The sequence below is a fragment of the Lacticaseibacillus styriensis genome (genome assembly GCF_030770295.1).
Lineage (GTDB): Bacteria > Bacillota > Bacilli > Lactobacillales > Lactobacillaceae > Lacticaseibacillus > Lacticaseibacillus casei.
Genome location: NZ_CP132483.1, coordinates 1,288,167 through 1,304,369 on the forward strand (window position 1 = coordinate 1,288,167; position 16,203 = coordinate 1,304,369).

Consider the following 16,203-nt stretch of genomic DNA (forward strand, 5'->3'; position numbering starts at 1 on the left):
TTTTAGCGTGAATCTGGCGAGGAGGCAAGTTTATGTGGCTTGGGCTGATTTTTGGCGGGCTTTATCTTGTGAATGCGTTGATTGCGATTGTGACGGTTTTTCGCTCGCATCGTGACATCTCCGCAGTATGGGCGTGGCTGTTGGTATTGATGCTGCTGCCGTTTGTGGGTTTTATCATTTATTTTGTGTTTGGCCGTAAGCTGCGGGCTAATCGCATGCAAGACTTGATGACGCAACGACTTTTAGGCATCAATGACTTGGTCGTTCAGCAGCAAGAAGCACTTGCAGCCGGCCAGCCGTTAATTGGCACCCCTGGTAGCGGCGGCGTTTCTGAGCTGGTTCGCACGTTACTGCGGGCCGATGATGCTTTGGTGACCACCCATAATGAGGTTCAGGTTTTGGCGTTACGCGAAGCTTTTTTCAAGCAACTGTTTGAAGACATCGGGTTAGCGACCGAGCACATTCATATTGAAGCTTACACGATTCAGCCGGATGCAGTGGGCCGGCAGTTACGGGATTTATTAATTGAAAAGGCGCATGCCGGTGTTACCGTACGCGTTTTGTACGACACTTTTGGTTCTCATGGCTTGCCGATCAGTTTCTGGAAAGGATTGACGGATGCCGGTGGCCAGGTCGAGCGGTTTGTCGCGACGAAACTTGGGCGGTGGAACCCCCGGATTAATTTTCGGAACCATCGTAAGCTGATTGTCATTGATGGACATCTAGCCTATTTGGGCGGCTTTAATTTAGGTAAGGAGCATCACGGCTTGCCTACGTTGCGTGATACCCAGCTCCGGATTCAAGGCAAGGCGGTCGCTGTGATTCAAGCGCGTTTCCTGATGGATTGGAATGGGACCAGCAGAAAGCAACAGGTTAAAGATGTTGATGTTCTTTTCCGCGAACCGGTTGTCACCGGCAATACAACGATGCAAGTGGTTGCCGGAGGACCGGAGCAGCAGGTTGAAGCGATTAAACTGGGCTATCTGGGTCTCATCAATCAGGCTAAGCGCAGTATCTGGATCGAGTCGCCGTATTTCGTGCCGGATGACAGTTTACTGGATGCCTTGACAATCGCGGCCAACGCCGGTGTCGATGTCCGCGTTATGATTCCCAAGAAAACCAATCAGGAACTGATGGCCAAAGCTTCGCAGTTTTACCTGAATCAAGTCGTGGCTAATGGTGGTCAGGCGTTCTTGTATGAGGAAGGTTTCCTGCATGCCAAAACCATTGTGGTCGATGGTAAATACGTTTCTACCGGAACCGCCAACTTTGACATTCGCTCCTTTAAGTTAAACTTTGAAATTGCCGCGTTCATTTATGATCACCGGATCGGTAAAACGTTTCAGAAACTTTTCCTTGCCGACATGGAGCGGGCAATGCCGTATACGCAAAAGGTTATCGATGCCAAAAAACGGCCTGCTCGACTGGGGGAGGAACTCTCGCGGTTGTTGGCCCCGATTCTGTGACACAACCGGTGCGAGCACAAGAAAAAAGGCCTAGCGACAGACGAATCGTGTCGTTAGGTCTTTTTAGCAAGTTATTCTACGATGGTTCTTGGGTGATCGGTTTAGATAAGTTGCAAACTAGCGAGGGCACCGAGAACGACGCCGAGCACAGTAATGATAATCATCACCCAAGCGCTGATGATCGTCATTTTTTGAAATTTAGACTTTTTCTTTTTCTGCACCGAAAACACCACCTTTGTTATTCTGCTGGCTCTCATTGTACTGGTTTTTGCAAGGATCGGCAACTGAGATGCTGGGGGGATTTTGAAAAAGTTGCCATTTTTTAACGGTTCGCAAAGTTCTACTTTGTGGTGAATGACAGTGGCGTTGAAATGGTTCGGCATGAGTTGCCACTGCAATGGTCCATCTTCAACTAAATCGAGCTTGACGCTTATCCTCGCTTTGGGTAGGGTTAATTAGAATAGTATCAACAGACAGCGCTTCAGGCGGCTGCCTCCAGGGGGACTTATCATGGTGTTGCTCGCGTTGGGATTGCCGATTTTAGTGTGGTGCATGGTTGTCGCGGCAGTCGTGTACTTTGACTTTCATGGCGGTTCTTGGTTCTTCTTATTGACAGTGGTTAATTTTTGGGCGATTTTCCAGCTGACTTTTACGAAAACCCCGAATTTTATTTGGGTGATTTTGTTTACGGCCATGGTGATCGCTTTGATCCTGGTTATCTGGCAGGTCGTTCGTGAATATGATCTCATTATCCACCGTTATTGGCGTATGTTGACCCGAATCCTCTCATTGGCCACCACTTGTTGGTGGTTTGGCGGCATATTGATCTACTTTTTGGGATAAGTCCCCACTTTCTACCCACGTTTTAAAAAAGTCCGTGATCCTTGTGATCACGGACTTTTTTGCGTCTTAAAGGTTTTTTAAAACATAAAATAACTAAATTTTGTTTCAATTGTGGTTAGATGTGGAGAAGAGTGGGGCGTTGTGGTAGACTAAAAATCGTAGGGAGGTGCCAGCTATGCTCATGGGTGAATTTGAACGCAGTATCGACGCTAAAGGGCGTCTGATTATTCCAGCTAAATTCCGTGAGCAACTGGGGGCATCGTTTGTGTTAACTCGTGGTATGGACGGCTGCCTTTTCGGTTATCCAATAGCTGAATGGGACAAGCTTCAGGCCAAACTGGCAACGTTACCGTTAGCCAAAAAAGATGCCCGTACCTTTACCCGCTTTCTTTTTTCGGCCGCAACTGAGTGTGAGATTGACAAGCAGGGGCGGATTAACATTCCTAAGTCGCTGTTTAAGCACGCGGCTTTAAAAAAGGAATGCGTGCTTGTCGGCGTCAATACTCGCATTGAAGTTTGGGATGCCGAGCGCTGGCAGGAATTTGCTGACACGGCTGAAGAAAACTTTGATGATATTTCGGAAAACTTAACGGACTTTGGGTTGTAGTGATGACAGAATTCAAACATGAAACGGTTCTATTAAAAGAAGCAACGGCAGCTTTAGCCGTGAAACCGGATGGCATCTATGTCGATGCTACGTTGGGACGCGGCGGTCATACCCGTCAGATTTTAAAGCAACTGACAACAGGGCGCTTGATCGCGTTTGATCAGGATGAAGCCGCCATTGCTGCTGTGACCGCTAGCTTTGGCAATTTACCGCCGCAACTGACGCTGGTTCACCGTAACTTTCGGGAACTAACGACGGCACTGGCTGAATTGAACATTAGCCATGTAGATGGTATTTTGTATGATCTCGGCGTCTCATCACCGCAATTTGATGATTCCAAGCGCGGCTTTTCCTACCGCTTCGATGCACCGCTGGACATGCGTATGGATCAGCGGCAGAAGCTCGATGCGAAGACCATTGTGAATGAATGGCCATATGCTGAGTTGGTTCGCATCTTCTCGCGTTATGGGGAGGAGCATTTTTCCAAACAGATTGCGCGGCGGATCGAGCAAGCCCGGGCTGAAGGGCCGATTACCACGACCTTTCAGCTCGTGGATTTGATTAAGGCGGGGATTCCTGCCAAGGCGCGGCGCACCGGTGGTCACCCCGCCAAGAAAGTGTTTCAGGCGATTCGCATTGCGGTCAATGACGAACTGTCAGCACTGGAATCATCGTTAGAGCAGGCATTGAAGTTACTCAATGTCGATGGTCGTATCAGCGTGATCACTTTTCAATCGTTAGAAGATCGGCTGGTTAAGACCATGTTTAAGGAAGTTTCGTCAGTTCAAGACGTTCCACGCGGTTTGCCGGTTGTTCCGGCATCTGCCCAGCCGCACTATCGCTTGGTCACGCGCAAGCCGATTTTACCAAGCGCTGATGAGTTGGCCGAAAACCACCGTGCACATAGCGCTAAGCTCAGAGTTATCGAAAAAATTCGCAACTAGGGGGTACAATAAATGCTTGAGAGTACAGCAAGACCTTTGGTGCAGCAACCGGCGCCTAAACCGGTACATAAAACAGTTAACGAACCCGCGCCACAAACACATATCGCTTTTAGCGGATTCGAAAAAACCTTGATGTTCGCCTGTGGTGTTTTGGCCACGGTTGTTTGTGTGGTCTGTCTGTTCATGCAAAACCGCCTGAGCAATACCCAGCGCCAATACGAAGATTTACAAGCGCGCATTATGAAGCAATCGCAGGCAACCGCGAATCTCAAGCAGGAAATTGGTGAGCTCTCTAATTCGGAACGACTCGATGCTTTCGCAAAAGCACATGGGTTTAAAATCATTAATGGCAATATAAAGCGTGTTGATAATCAATGAAACTTTTCAAATCAAAACGATCAACGAATGCACATCCAGCCCGGAATCGTAAGTTATTTGGTATCGGACTGATCGGGTTTACGCTCCTGATTCTCGGTGGCTTCGTTCTTCGTTTTTCTTTTGTTGCCACAGTTGGCGAAGTGGATTCTAACAACCTAGCCAAGCAGCGGCAAAAACAATATCGTACGGATACGGTTCTACAAGCCCAGCGCGGGGCTATTTTGGATCGCACTGGCAATGTGATTGCCGAAGACTCAAATACGTATACGATTTATGCCATTCTTGATAAACAAAATAAGAATGGTGATAAGCCTGATTACGTCACCGACAAGGCAAAAACGGCCAAAGTGTTGAGCCGTTATTTGGCGATCAGTGAAGATAAGATTCTGGCGCGTTTAAATCCGACCAAAAAGCATGTCTTCCAAGTCGAGTTCGGGACTCCCGGCACCAAATTGAGTTTGGCGATTAAAAAGCAAATCGACGCGGAAAAGCTGCCAGGAATCCATTTTCGGGAAACCCCGTCACGGCTTTATCCCAACGGCGTGTTTGCCAGTCACGTGATTGGTATTGCCCAGGCACAAGATAAAAGCAGCGGACTTACCGGGGTTATGGGACTGGAAAAGCAATTCAATACCGTTCTTGCCGGGGACAACGGTTATCGCCGCAGCGAAACCGATGCGTACGGGTACAAGCTGCCTAATGCCAAAACCAAGTTAAAAACGCCGGTTAATGGTGGAACGGTTTACACCACGCTGGACAGCGGTCTTCAATCCTATTTGGAAACGCTGATGACGGATGTCCAAACCAAATATGAACCAAAAGGGTTGACGGCGGTTTTGATGAGTGCCAAAACCGGCAAAATTTTGGCGGCCAGTCAGCGACCGACATTCGATGCCTCAACCGGTGAAGGCTTAGGCGATATGTGGCGGGATTCCTTGGTTGAAGACAATTACGAACCAGGATCCGTTATGAAAATTGTCACACTGGCATCGGCCATCCAGAGCGGCAAGTATCACCCAAATGAATATTACCAATCCGGTTCCGTGAAACTTGACGGCGGAACGGTCAATGACTGGCGCAGTGGCGGCTGGGGCTCGATTCCGCTGAGCAAAGCTTTTCCATTGTCAAGTAATGTCGGCATGGTGAAAATCGAACAGGAAATGGGTGCCGGTGTCTGGAAGAGTTATTTAGATAAATTTAAATTTGGCCAAAAAACCGGCATCACGTTACCAGGTGAAACCAACGGGCGTATCAGTTTTGCCCAGCCATTGGACCAGGCGATCACTTCGTTTGGGCAAGGCATTGAAGTGAATGTCATGCAAATGATGCAGGCGATTAGTGCGGTTTCCAATGACGGTAAAATGCTGAAGCCACAAATTGTGTCCAAGGTCGTGCACAAGAATGGCAAAGAAACGGTCTATAAACCTGAAGTTGTCGGTCAGCCCATTTCCAAAGAAACCGCCGCTCAGGTCATTGACGCCATGCGACACGTGGTTAACGATGAAGATGGTACCGGGGTTGCGTATAAAATGCCAGGCGTTGATTTAGCGGTTAAAACCGGTACCGGACAGATTGCCAGTCCGCAAGGCGGTTACCTCACCGGTGATTCTAACTACATCTTTAGTGTGGCCGGTATTGCGCCGGCTTCGGATCCGAAATATGTGCTTTATGTCACCATGAAACAGCCACAGAAAATGACGGAACCAGCTGAAACAATTTTGGCCAGCATTTTCAAACCGATGATGCAACGGGCGCTTGATACAACCGCCAACGGCACCGTCGCAAAAGACACTAATACGGCTGATGTTCCTGCGGTGACGAATGCTGCGTTAACCACCGCACAGGATACCGTGAAAAAGGCTGGCTTTGACGTTGCCACAATTGGCACAGGCAATAAAGTTGTTCAACAATTACCAGCGAGTGGAACCAAGGCACTGCGCGATTCGCGTGTGCTGCTTTTGACCAATGGTGCTATGACCATGCCTGATCTTACTGGTTGGTCGAAATCCGATGTGTTAAAATTTGTACAATTGACCGGTAAGAAATTCAAACTTGTCGGTGACGGCTTTGTTGTTCAACAAAGTATTGCCAAAGGAACTCTTTTAGGCGATACCAGCGGAACAATCGAGTTCAAACAACAATAGAATTGGGGATAGTCATGCAACTTGCTCAGATGCTCATTCCGATGGTTTCGGCATTTGCCATTACAATTATGTTTATGCCGCTATTTATCGGGTACATGCGTTACAAAAAAGAAGGCCAGGTGATTCGCGAAGAAGGGCCGAGTTGGCACGAGAAGAAATCAGGGACACCAACAATGGGCGGCCTGATTTTCATTGCCGCGATGATTATTTCGGCTATTTGGGTTAGCATTTGGCAACACCAACTGACGCTGAGTGTCTGGATTTCTTTGTTTATTTTGGTTCTATACGGCCTGCTAGGCTTTTATGATGATTTTGAAAAACTGGTTCATCATCGTAACGAAGGGCTGAAGGCTTGGCAAAAGCTGGCAGGTCAGATTCTGGGCGCCGTGATTTTTCTGATCGCGTATTTTCATGAAGGGTTCGATCATACCTTATGGGTACCGGTGATCGGCAATATCAGTGCCACATGGTTCTACGTTGTTTTTGTCATTTTTTGGCTAGTTGGTTTTAGCAATGCAGTCAATTTAACCGACGGCTTAGACGGGTTGGTTGCTGGGCAGACGACGATTTCGTTTGGTACCTATGCCATCATCGCTGCCCGCGAATGCCGGACGGATGTGCTGATTATCTGCCTTGTCACGGTCGGCGCCATGCTTGGTTTTTTGATGTTCAACCATAAACCAGCACAGATTTTTATGGGCGACCTAGGTTCCTTGGCGCTGGGCGGCATGCTGGCAGTCGTCGCCATTTTGCTTCATCGCGAATGGTCGTTATTACTGATTGGGATCATTTATGTCATTGAAACTGCCAGTGTCATCCTGCAGGTGGCGTCGTTTAAGTTAACCGGCAAACGAATCTTCCTGATGTCGCCGATTCATCATCATTTTGAGATGAAAGGTTGGTCCGAGTGGCGGATTGATTTGACGTTCTGGCTGGTCGGGCTGATCGCTAGCGGCATTTATCTGGTATTTTTTCTTTAAAGTCACGCTATAAAAAGAAGGATCAATTGTGAAAAATATTTCGGATTATCGTAATAAAAAGGTGCTTGTGTTAGGTCTGGCAAAGAGCGGTGTCAACGCTGCTCGCTTACTACATAAATTAGGTGCCTTGGTGACGGTTAATGACAAGCAGAAATTCGATAACAATAAGGATGCGCAGGAATTGTTAGCAGACGGGATGCGCGTGATTACCGGCCGGCATCCGGTCGAATTGCTGGATGAACATTTTGAATTGATGGTCAAAAATCCCGGCATTCCATACAGTAATCCCATGGTAAAGCGGGCGCAGGAGCTTGGCTTGCCGATTATTACCGAGCCGGAGTTGGCTTATCAGGTATCCGAAGCCGAATGGATCGGAATCACAGGCACGAACGGCAAGACCACCACAACCACATTAATCGGCCTGATGTTGAACCAGCAGCGGCCGCACCATGCGTTTGATGCTGGCAATATCGGCATTCCCGTCAGTCAGGTCGCCCAAAAGGCAGGCAAAGACGATACGATTGTGGCGGAGTTGTCGAGTTTTCAGCTGTGTGGCATCAAAACCCTGCATCCCCACATCGCGGTTCTGACCAACATTTATGAAGCGCATTTGGATTGGCATGGCAGTCGCGCCAATTATGTTGCAGCCAAAATGCGGATCACGATGAACCAAACGCCGGATGACTATTTCATTATGAATTGGGATCTTCCGGAAATGCATAAGCTCGCCAAGCAAAGTAACGCCCAGATTGTGCCGTTTTCCCGTAAGCAGGCGCCTGGTGCTCGTGCTTCGCTGATTGATGGCTGGCTGACGTTTGATGGCGATAAAATCATGCAAGCCAGTGAGATGCAGATTCCGGGTCTGCACAACATTGAAAACGCGCTGGCAGCGATTGCCGCAGCTAAGTTAAAAGGGGTCGAAGATGACGCGATTCGCGAGGTGTTGCGGACCTTTTCCGGGGTCAAACATCGAATTCAGTATTTGGAAACGCTGGAAGGACGCCGGATTTATAATGACTCCAAGGCGACCAACGTCGAAGCTGCGACCGTTGCGCTTAACGCGTTTCATCAGCCGATCGTTTGGCTGGCAGGTGGACTGGATCGCGGCTTGCCGATGGATGCGTTAACGCCGCTGGTCAAGGAACACGTGAAGAGCATGGTTGTTTTTGGGCAGACAGCACCACTGATGGCCAAAATCGCTAAGGATGCCGGGGTGCCGGTTCAAAAAACCGATAATGTGATGACCGCCGTACCGCTAGCTTATGAAGCCAGTCGGCCGGGGGATGTCATTTTGCTATCGCCGGCAGCAGCCAGTTGGGATCAGTATCCAAATTTTGAAGTCCGTGGCGATGACTTCATCAAGGCGGTTCATCAGTTGCAACAAACGGTCGAAAGCGAGGGCAATTAAATGCGGCTGGTTATTTCCGGTGGCGGTACTGGCGGCCATATTTATCCGGCCTTGGCGTTAATCGAGGCGTTGAGGGCGGAAGGTAAACTCGATGATGTCCTTTATGTCGGCACCGAGCATGGCTTGGAAAGTCGGATTGTGCCGGCAACCGGCCTGAAATTTGCGACACTCGACCTGCAAGGCTTCAAGCGCAGTCTTTCCTTGAGCAATCTGACAACGGTCAAAAAGTTTATTGGCAGTTTGGGTCAGGCAAAAAAGTTGTTGCGTGATTTCAAACCAGATATCGTAGTTGGCACGGGTGGTTATGTCTCCGGCGCGATTTTATTCGCTGCCGCGCAAATGCATATTCCGACCGTGATTCATGAATCGAACTCGGTTGCCGGTGTGACAAACAAGTTTCTCAGCCATTTTGTCGATCGCGTCGCCATTGTTTTTCCTGAAGTGGCTTCAGCGTTTCCGGCAAAAAAAGTGGTGGTAACCGGCAATCCCCGAGCGCAGCAGGTTGCCGGGTTAAAACCGAATGACCGTCTAAAGGATTTCGGACTTGATCCTCACAAGCGTACTTTATTGGTTTTCGGCGGTTCACGCGGAGCACCCAAGATCAATGAGGCGGTTTTAGCAGCATTGCCGGTTTGGGGCAAAGCTGATTTCCAGGTGCTTTTTGCGACTGGACGTAGCCATTATGATAACATCAAAACATCTTTGCCGCCGTTACCTTCTTCGATTAAGGTTGTGCCATACATTGATGATATGCCGTCAATTTTACCTGATGTCGGGCTGCTGATCAGCCGGGCGGGGGCGACGACGCTTGCGGAGATCACGGCGCTAGGCATTCCGGCTATTTTGATTCCGAGCCCTAACGTGACCCACCACCATCAATATTTAAATGCACAGAGTTTAACCAAACAAGGTGCGGCGCTAACCATTACCGAACCTGAATTAGGCCAGAATTTTCCCCAGCGGGTGGTGACGCTCATGGAGGATGATGCCAAACGTGCCGCCATGGCGCAGGCATCAAAGAAACTAGGCGTACCGGATGCCAGTGATCAACTGATCGCTGTGATGACAACACTCCTTTCGAAACGTAGGTGATGACTTTGGCTTGGCTCCGAAAAAAAGAACAGCAATCTGATCCGCTGACACCGTGGCAGCAATATCAAGCGCGTCAGCAACAGAAGCCGCGACATGATCGGCGCCGAAAGCCGAAGCTGGATGTTGAGCTGCCGAAGATTCAAAATTTGCGGCGACGTAAACTGATCAAGAACCTTGCGTTGATCCTGCTCCCCCTGCTATTTTTGCTGGGGGTTTTTGGCTATTTTGCCAGTCCGTTGTCTAAAGTCGGATTGGTAAGTGTCCAAGGTGTCACAACGGTACCTGATCAGCAAGTCATCAATGCGACTAAACTGTCGGATAACGATTTAATGCTCAGTGTGCTGGTGCATAAAAATGACATTGCGCAACGGGTGCAGAAATCTTTACCGGAAATTAAAGAAGCCAGCCTAACTATAAAAGGGTTCAACCGGATTATCATTCGTACAAGTGAATATCAGACGATCGGTTATGTGTATCGGAATCACGCTTACCATAAGATTCTGGTCACTGGCAAGGTGTTGAAGGCCGGCACGCAAACACCGGTTGACACTTACCCCGTCTTTTCTGGATTCACTGCCAAGGAATTACCTAAAATGATTGAGTTACTGAATCAGTTTCCTGATGCGATTCGTCATGACATTTCGGAAATCGATGCAAGCCGCGGTGACGCCAATCCCAACCAGATTGCTTTAAACATGAGCGATGGTTATCGGATCATAGCCGATTCGCGTACCATTGCCAAAAAAATCAAGTACTATCCAGCAATTGTTTCACAGGTCAAGAAAAAAGGCGTCGTTGATTTAGAAGTCGGTGCTTTCTGGCGGCCATATTCAAGTGGTGAAAAGTCGTCAAATGACTGATTTTGTAAGGTTTGTTTTCTCATCAGAAAATGAGTGTGTTACACTGATGATGGCACCGTTTTAATATGAAAATTAAGTTGATTAAAAAGTTACACAAGGAGGTTCCCGATACATGGATAATCAAGGTATTTACGTTGGACTTGATATCGGAACCACCTCAATAAAAGTCATTGTTGCCGAAGCAGTACAGGGACAAATGAATGTTATTGGTGTGGGAAGTCAGCGGTCTGAAGGCGTTAGTCGTGGGGTGATCGTTGACATCGATAAGGCAGTCGCAGTCATCCAGGCGGCCGTTGCCCAAGCTGAAGACAAGGCAAATATCAAGATCGATCGGGTTGTGGCTGGCATCCCTGCCAATATGCTACAAATTGAACAGGTTTCGGGGATGATTGCCGTTGGTGAGGAGAACAAAGAGATCTCTGACAACGATGTCCGCAGTGTTGCTGCGGCTGCATTGGTTCGCAACCTGCCGCCTGAGCGTGAAACATTGTCACTGGTTCCGACCGAATTTATCGTTGACGGGTTTGACGATATCAAGGATCCTCGTGGGATGTTGGGCGTTCGGCTTGAGATGCGCGGCATTATGCTAACGGTTCCCAAAACCGTGATTCATAACACGAAAAAAGCCATTGAAAAAGCTGGGTTACGGGTTGGCGGACTGGTCATTTCACCACTGGCGATTGGCCGGTTGGCGTTGACGGATGGTGAACAAGACTTCGGGACGGTCTTGATCGATATGGGTGGCGGCCAAAGCACAGCGGCTGTTATCCACGATCGCAAGCTCAAGTTTACGTCGGTCGATCAAGAAGGCGGCGAATATATCACCAAAGATATTTCCGTCGTATTAAACACGAGCTTTACGGATGCAGAGAAGTTAAAACGCGAATACGGCAATGCGGATTCGCTAGCTACCAGCGAAGAAGAAACCTTCCCCGTGACCGTTGTCGGTAAACATGAACCGGCGATGATTTCGGAAAAATACTTATCGGAAATTATCGAAGCGCGGGTCGCGCAAATCTTCAAGCGCCTGAAAAAGGCACTCGATGCCGTCAATGCACTTGAGCTGCCGGGTGGCGTTGTGATCACCGGTGGCACGACGGCATTGCCAGGGGTTACCGAGTTAGCACAGGATATTTTTGATCGCCCGGTCAAGCGTTTTATTCCCGATGACATGGGCCTTCGCCATCCTTCCTTTACAGAAGGACTGGCACTGATCAAATATGCTGCTCAGATGACCGATATCGAAATGCTGGTTTCCAGCGTTCTGCCGACGCCGTTTATGGTTGACGGCGCGCAGATGCCATCATCTTCGCCATCACCGGCTCCACAAAAACAGCCGGAACAAACCGCTGCTTCGGAAGGCCAGCGTCTCGTCAAGCGCAAGCCCGACAAGCAGACAGACAAAACCAAGTCTAAGGAGCCATCTGCCTTGCGCCGGTTCTTTGGTAATTTCTTTGAATAAATCTCGATTCTAGGAGGAACACGAATGGATTTTCAAATGGACGCACAGAGTGAAAAAGGCGCCAACATCAAAGTTATCGGTGTTGGCGGTGCGGGTGGCAATGCCATTAATCGCATGATTGCCGAAGACGTTAAAGGCGTTGAATTTATCGCTGCCAATACCGATTTACAGGCGCTGAATGCCAGCAACGCAGAAACCAAGATCCAGCTTGGACCGAAATTGACGCGCGGCTTGGGCGCCGGTTCCAATCCGGAAATCGGGCAGAAGGCTGCGGAAGAAAGTGAAGAGGCGATTGGTGCCGCATTACAAGGTGCCGATATGATCTTTGTCACGGCGGGCATGGGTGGCGGTTCAGGTACCGGTGCCGCGCCGATTGTGGCTAAGATTGCCAAAGACCAAGGTGCTTTGACGGTAGGGGTGGTTACCCGCCCATTCACGTTTGAAGGGCCTAAGCGGGCTAAAAACGCCACTGAAGGCATTGCCCAGCTGAAGGAACATGTCGATACATTGGTCATTATTGCCAATAACCGACTACTCGAGATCGTGGACAAAAAGACCCCGATGCTTGAAGCATTCCATGCAGCGGACAATGTTTTGCGCCAAGGGGTTCAGGGCATCTCCGATCTGATCACCAGTCCTGGATACGTCAACCTCGATTTTGCCGATGTTAAAACCGTGATGGCCAACCAAGGTTCCGCATTGATGGGAATCGGCAGTGCCACCGGCGAAAACCGGACGGTCGAAGCGACGAAAAAGGCGATTTCCAGTCCATTATTGGAAGTCAATATCAGCGGGGCCAAACAGGTGTTGCTGAATATTACAGGCGGACCGGACCTCAGTTTGTTTGAGGCACAGGATGCTTCACAAATTGTTGCCGATGCTGCCAAAGACGATGTTAACATCATTTTCGGAACGTCCATCAATGAAGAGCTTGGTGATGAAGTCGTTGTAACCGTCATTGCCACTGGGATTGAAGAAGAAGACCAGCGCCGGGAAAGCTCCCGCCGCCCAGCTGCTCAAACACGCGGTGCCGATCACGACAAAGGTAATGACACTTATCGTCCGGCATTTGCAGGTAACGATCAGCATGACGATCAGTCAGCACAAAGTGACGATCCATTTGGTAACTGGGATTTACGGCGCGAGCCAAGCAAACGACAAACACCGAGTTCCGATGACATGAACAATGTGAAGAAAAAAGATTTTGATATTTTTGAAAATCAAACCAATGCAGACGATGCCGGAAGCGACGACCAGCCGCCGTTCTTTAAGCGTCGGCGTCAATAGTCAGGAGGTCATGGAACATGGCGTTTGGTAAGTTAGGCGAAAAATTCAACAACTTCTTTGCCATGGATGATGATGAAGATGATTATCAGGACCAAGGAGACGAACAGACGCAGGCAGCGCAGCCGGAGGATCGGGATGTGAATCATTACCGCGGTAACAAGGTCGTCGCGATGGCTGCACCGACCGGGAAGGCTGCTAAGATTGTGGTGTTTGAACCCAGAATTTATTCAGATGCCAAGGAGATCGGCTCGCATCTACTGAATAATCGGGCGGTCGTTATTAATTTTGATCGGATTGGCGCAGATGATGCCAGACGGATTGTTGATTTTCTTACGGGCACGGTCTACGCGATTAATGGTGAGATTAAGCGGATCGGTGAGTCGATTTTCTTGGTTACGCCAGCCAATTTTGAAATTGACGGCTCCTTAGCCAGCACCATTGATTCTGACGGTTTGAATCTTTCATCACAACACTAAACGAGGTGTCAAGTGTTCAATTTTCTTTATGCATTATACCGAGTCGGTGACTGGGCGATTTACTTATACATGATCATGGTGTTTGTTTACATTCTGATTTCATGGTTTCCTAACGCTCAAGGGACGGCGATTGATCGCTTCCTGGAACGGTGGGTTGATCCGTTTTTAAGTATTTTCCGGCGGTTCATTCCCGCAATTGCCGGGTTGGATCTTTCTCCGATCCTGGCGTTCTTCGTGCTTTCGCTGATTAAGTTCGGCTGGTCGCGTTTATTCCTGATACTCGTTCAATTAATTGGGTGACAAATCATGGACGCCATCTATCAACATTTTCGAAAAGACGAAGCAGCACTGATCGACCATTTCGCTGAATTAGTCGAAACGGCTCGGACCGAGTATCGCGCTGTTTTGACTGATTTTACCGATCCCCGACAGCGTTTAATCGCTGACAGTCTGATCAGTGCCCACGATGACATGAAACTCATGCATTTTGGCGGATATCCGCATGCTGAGCGCCAACGGTTGATTTTTGCGCCGGATTATTATGAAGCACAACCGGATGATTTTGACATTCGCTTGTTGCAGATTGTGTATCCGGAAAAGTTTGCCGAGATGCATCATAGTACGATTCAAGGAACATTATTAAACGCCGGACTGGATCGCGATGTTTTTGGCGATATCATTACAGACGGGCAAACGTGGCAATTCTTTGTGGCCGCCCACATGGAAGACTGGGTCATGAGCAATATCACGAAAATCGGCCGTGTCGGCGTTCACTTTACCGACTATCCGTTAGATCAGGCGGTCACTCCCGAGAACGACTGGGAACCGATCGACTTTTCAATCAGTGCGTTGCGACTCGATACGGTTGTGGCGCATGGTTTCAATATGTCGCGACAACGCGCCAAGGTTTTGATTCAAGGCGGAAAAGTCCGGTTGAATTTCGGTGAAACCGAGGCGCCGGACGCTGAAGTTGCGACGTCGGATATCATCTCGGTTCGCGGTTTCGGCCGCTTGCGACTGGATGCGATTCTTGGTGAAACTAAAAAAGGTAAGTTGCGTGTGTCGGCGGCGGTTATTCATAAGTAAGGATGAGCGCGAGCTGGCGCGGTTAGAAGCCGGAGTGTAAGTGACTTTGGGCGTGATGGCGGGGTCTTTGCCATTGCGACCAAGGTCCTTACACCGCAGGCTTCTGCGCTAAGGGAGCGCGTTAAGGGAAGTGCGAACCGGCGGCGAAAGAACCAAGCTGGCGCTCATCTATACAAGGAGGACCAATTTTATGGCTTTAAGTCCACTGGACATTCATAATAAAGAATTTAGCAGTAAAATGCGCGGTTATGACAAGGATGAAGTGAATGATTTTCTTGCCCAGATCGTTAAAGATTACAGCAGTCTGATTAAGGACAATGAAGGACTTAAGAAGGAACTGGCAGATGCCAAGGAAAAGGTTCGGTATTTCACGGACATGAAAGAAGCCTTGAACCAGTCAATCATTGTGGCGCAAGAGAGTGCTGAGAAAGTCAAAAATAGTGCGCATCAGGAAGCTGATTTGATCAAGCAGCAAGCACAACAGGATGCCCAGGCGATTTTGAATCGGGCCAAATCCGATGCGGATCAAAAGATGCACCAGGCACAGGCGCAAACGGAGCAGACGTTGCATGATGCGGAACTGAAACGGCAAAATATTTCCGTTCAAACTGAGGATCTTAAACGCCAAAGCCGGGTTTTCCGTCAGCGATTACAGGTCATGCTAGAATCGCAGCTTGAAGTTGTGAAGAGTCCGGAGTGGAAAGAATTGCTTTCCAGTTCACCTGAAGCTCCGGATACCACGGATCCGAGTCAGGAATCGCTTGACAATTCGCCAGCTGGTTTCGTAAACTCTAAGGGAGCAGCTTCCGGTGCCGATGCCTACACGGAGATTATTTTCCCAGATGATCAAAGTGCAACCTCAAGCTCAGCCAACGCTGAAGCAACACCGGCTGATTCAGCGACTGCCGAATCGGAATCAGAATCAGAATCAAGTGAATCAACCAGTGACGATTCTGATGCGACAACCGATCAAAATGTCTAAAAACGTATGAACACGCGTCGTTTAGCGGTCCCCTTTGCAGCGAGCCAGGAATTAGGTGTGAGCCTGGCAAGTACCGCTTGATGATATCAGTTCGCAGTTGTCTCGCCGAGTCAATAAGCGGGACCGGTTGATCACCGTTAAGCAATCACTGAGGGGGACTTGTTCCCTGAAGTTAGGTGGTACCACGT

Annotated in this window: 17 protein-coding genes; 16 read left to right on the forward strand and 1 reads right to left on the reverse strand. The window is 48.9% G+C overall.

Annotated features, from left to right (window positions below; translation table 11 throughout):
* Positions 1-32: 32 nt before the first annotated feature.
* Positions 33-1,466 carry a cardiolipin synthase gene (cls, locus tag LACSTY_RS06255; RefSeq protein ID WP_087912052.1) on the forward strand — a complete coding sequence of 478 codons (1,434 nt, stop codon included), beginning with the start codon at positions 33-35 and terminating at the stop codon, positions 1,464-1,466.
* Between the two features lie 101 nt (positions 1,467-1,567).
* Here cls and LACSTY_RS06260 read toward each other — a convergent pair whose 3' ends face one another.
* Positions 1,568-1,687 carry a DUF4044 domain-containing protein gene (locus LACSTY_RS06260; protein ID WP_003565145.1) on the reverse strand — a complete coding sequence of 40 codons (120 nt, stop codon included), beginning with the start codon at positions 1,685-1,687 and terminating at the stop codon, positions 1,568-1,570.
* 289 nt (positions 1,688-1,976) lie between these two features.
* Between LACSTY_RS06260 and LACSTY_RS06265 the strand changes: the two genes are divergently transcribed.
* From LACSTY_RS06265 to LACSTY_RS06335, 15 genes are all read left to right on the forward strand, one after another.
* Positions 1,977-2,309: a hypothetical protein gene (locus tag LACSTY_RS06265; protein ID WP_025013188.1), complete on the forward strand. Its 333-nt coding sequence runs from the start codon at positions 1,977-1,979 to the stop codon at positions 2,307-2,309.
* Between the two features lie 175 nt (positions 2,310-2,484).
* Positions 2,485-2,916, forward strand: a complete 432-nt coding sequence (gene mraZ, locus LACSTY_RS06270) for a division/cell wall cluster transcriptional repressor MraZ (RefSeq protein WP_010488673.1) — start codon at positions 2,485-2,487, stop codon at positions 2,914-2,916.
* Positions 2,917-2,918: 2 nt separating this feature from the next.
* Positions 2,919-3,860: a 16S rRNA (cytosine(1402)-N(4))-methyltransferase RsmH gene (gene rsmH, locus LACSTY_RS06275; protein WP_087912053.1), complete on the forward strand. Its 942-nt coding sequence runs from the start codon at positions 2,919-2,921 to the stop codon at positions 3,858-3,860.
* Between the two features lie 12 nt (positions 3,861-3,872).
* Entirely contained in the window at positions 3,873-4,238 is a 366-nt protein-coding gene (gene ftsL, locus LACSTY_RS06280) for a cell division protein FtsL (protein ID WP_049169714.1), read from the forward strand.
* Complete coding sequence (locus tag LACSTY_RS06285) at positions 4,235-6,382, forward strand: penicillin-binding protein (protein ID WP_087912054.1); 2,148 nt, start codon at positions 4,235-4,237, stop codon at positions 6,380-6,382. The genes ftsL and LACSTY_RS06285 overlap by 4 nt, the downstream gene beginning before the upstream one ends.
* A gap of 14 nt (positions 6,383-6,396) precedes the next feature.
* Positions 6,397-7,362: a phospho-N-acetylmuramoyl-pentapeptide-transferase gene (gene mraY / locus LACSTY_RS06290; RefSeq protein ID WP_087912055.1), complete on the forward strand. Its 966-nt coding sequence runs from the start codon at positions 6,397-6,399 to the stop codon at positions 7,360-7,362.
* 28 nt (positions 7,363-7,390) lie between these two features.
* Entirely contained in the window at positions 7,391-8,770 is a 1,380-nt protein-coding gene (gene murD, locus LACSTY_RS06295; protein ID WP_047106035.1) for a UDP-N-acetylmuramoyl-L-alanine--D-glutamate ligase, read from the forward strand.
* Complete coding sequence (gene murG / locus LACSTY_RS06300; RefSeq protein WP_087912056.1) at positions 8,771-9,862, forward strand: undecaprenyldiphospho-muramoylpentapeptide beta-N-acetylglucosaminyltransferase; 1,092 nt, start codon at positions 8,771-8,773, stop codon at positions 9,860-9,862.
* Between the two features lie 5 nt (positions 9,863-9,867).
* Positions 9,868-10,722, forward strand: a complete 855-nt coding sequence (locus LACSTY_RS06305; protein WP_087913250.1) for a cell division protein FtsQ/DivIB — start codon at positions 9,868-9,870, stop codon at positions 10,720-10,722.
* A gap of 112 nt (positions 10,723-10,834) precedes the next feature.
* A complete protein-coding gene (gene ftsA / locus LACSTY_RS06310) occupies positions 10,835-12,184 on the forward strand; it encodes a cell division protein FtsA (RefSeq protein ID WP_087912057.1) in 1,350 nt (449 codons plus the stop codon).
* A gap of 24 nt (positions 12,185-12,208) precedes the next feature.
* Positions 12,209-13,471 carry a cell division protein FtsZ gene (ftsZ, locus tag LACSTY_RS06315; protein WP_025013180.1) on the forward strand — a complete coding sequence of 421 codons (1,263 nt, stop codon included), beginning with the start codon at positions 12,209-12,211 and terminating at the stop codon, positions 13,469-13,471.
* A gap of 17 nt (positions 13,472-13,488) precedes the next feature.
* On the forward strand, positions 13,489-13,947 hold the full coding sequence (locus LACSTY_RS06320; RefSeq protein ID WP_087912058.1) for a cell division protein SepF: 459 nt from the start codon (positions 13,489-13,491) through the stop codon (positions 13,945-13,947).
* A gap of 12 nt (positions 13,948-13,959) precedes the next feature.
* Complete coding sequence (locus LACSTY_RS06325) at positions 13,960-14,247, forward strand: YggT family protein (protein ID WP_010488652.1); 288 nt, start codon at positions 13,960-13,962, stop codon at positions 14,245-14,247.
* 6 nt (positions 14,248-14,253) lie between these two features.
* Positions 14,254-15,033: a YlmH family RNA-binding protein gene (locus tag LACSTY_RS06330; protein ID WP_047106041.1), complete on the forward strand. Its 780-nt coding sequence runs from the start codon at positions 14,254-14,256 to the stop codon at positions 15,031-15,033.
* 190 nt (positions 15,034-15,223) lie between these two features.
* A complete protein-coding gene (locus LACSTY_RS06335; RefSeq protein ID WP_047106042.1) occupies positions 15,224-16,015 on the forward strand; it encodes a DivIVA domain-containing protein in 792 nt (263 codons plus the stop codon).
* Positions 16,016-16,203: the final 188 nt, after the last annotated feature.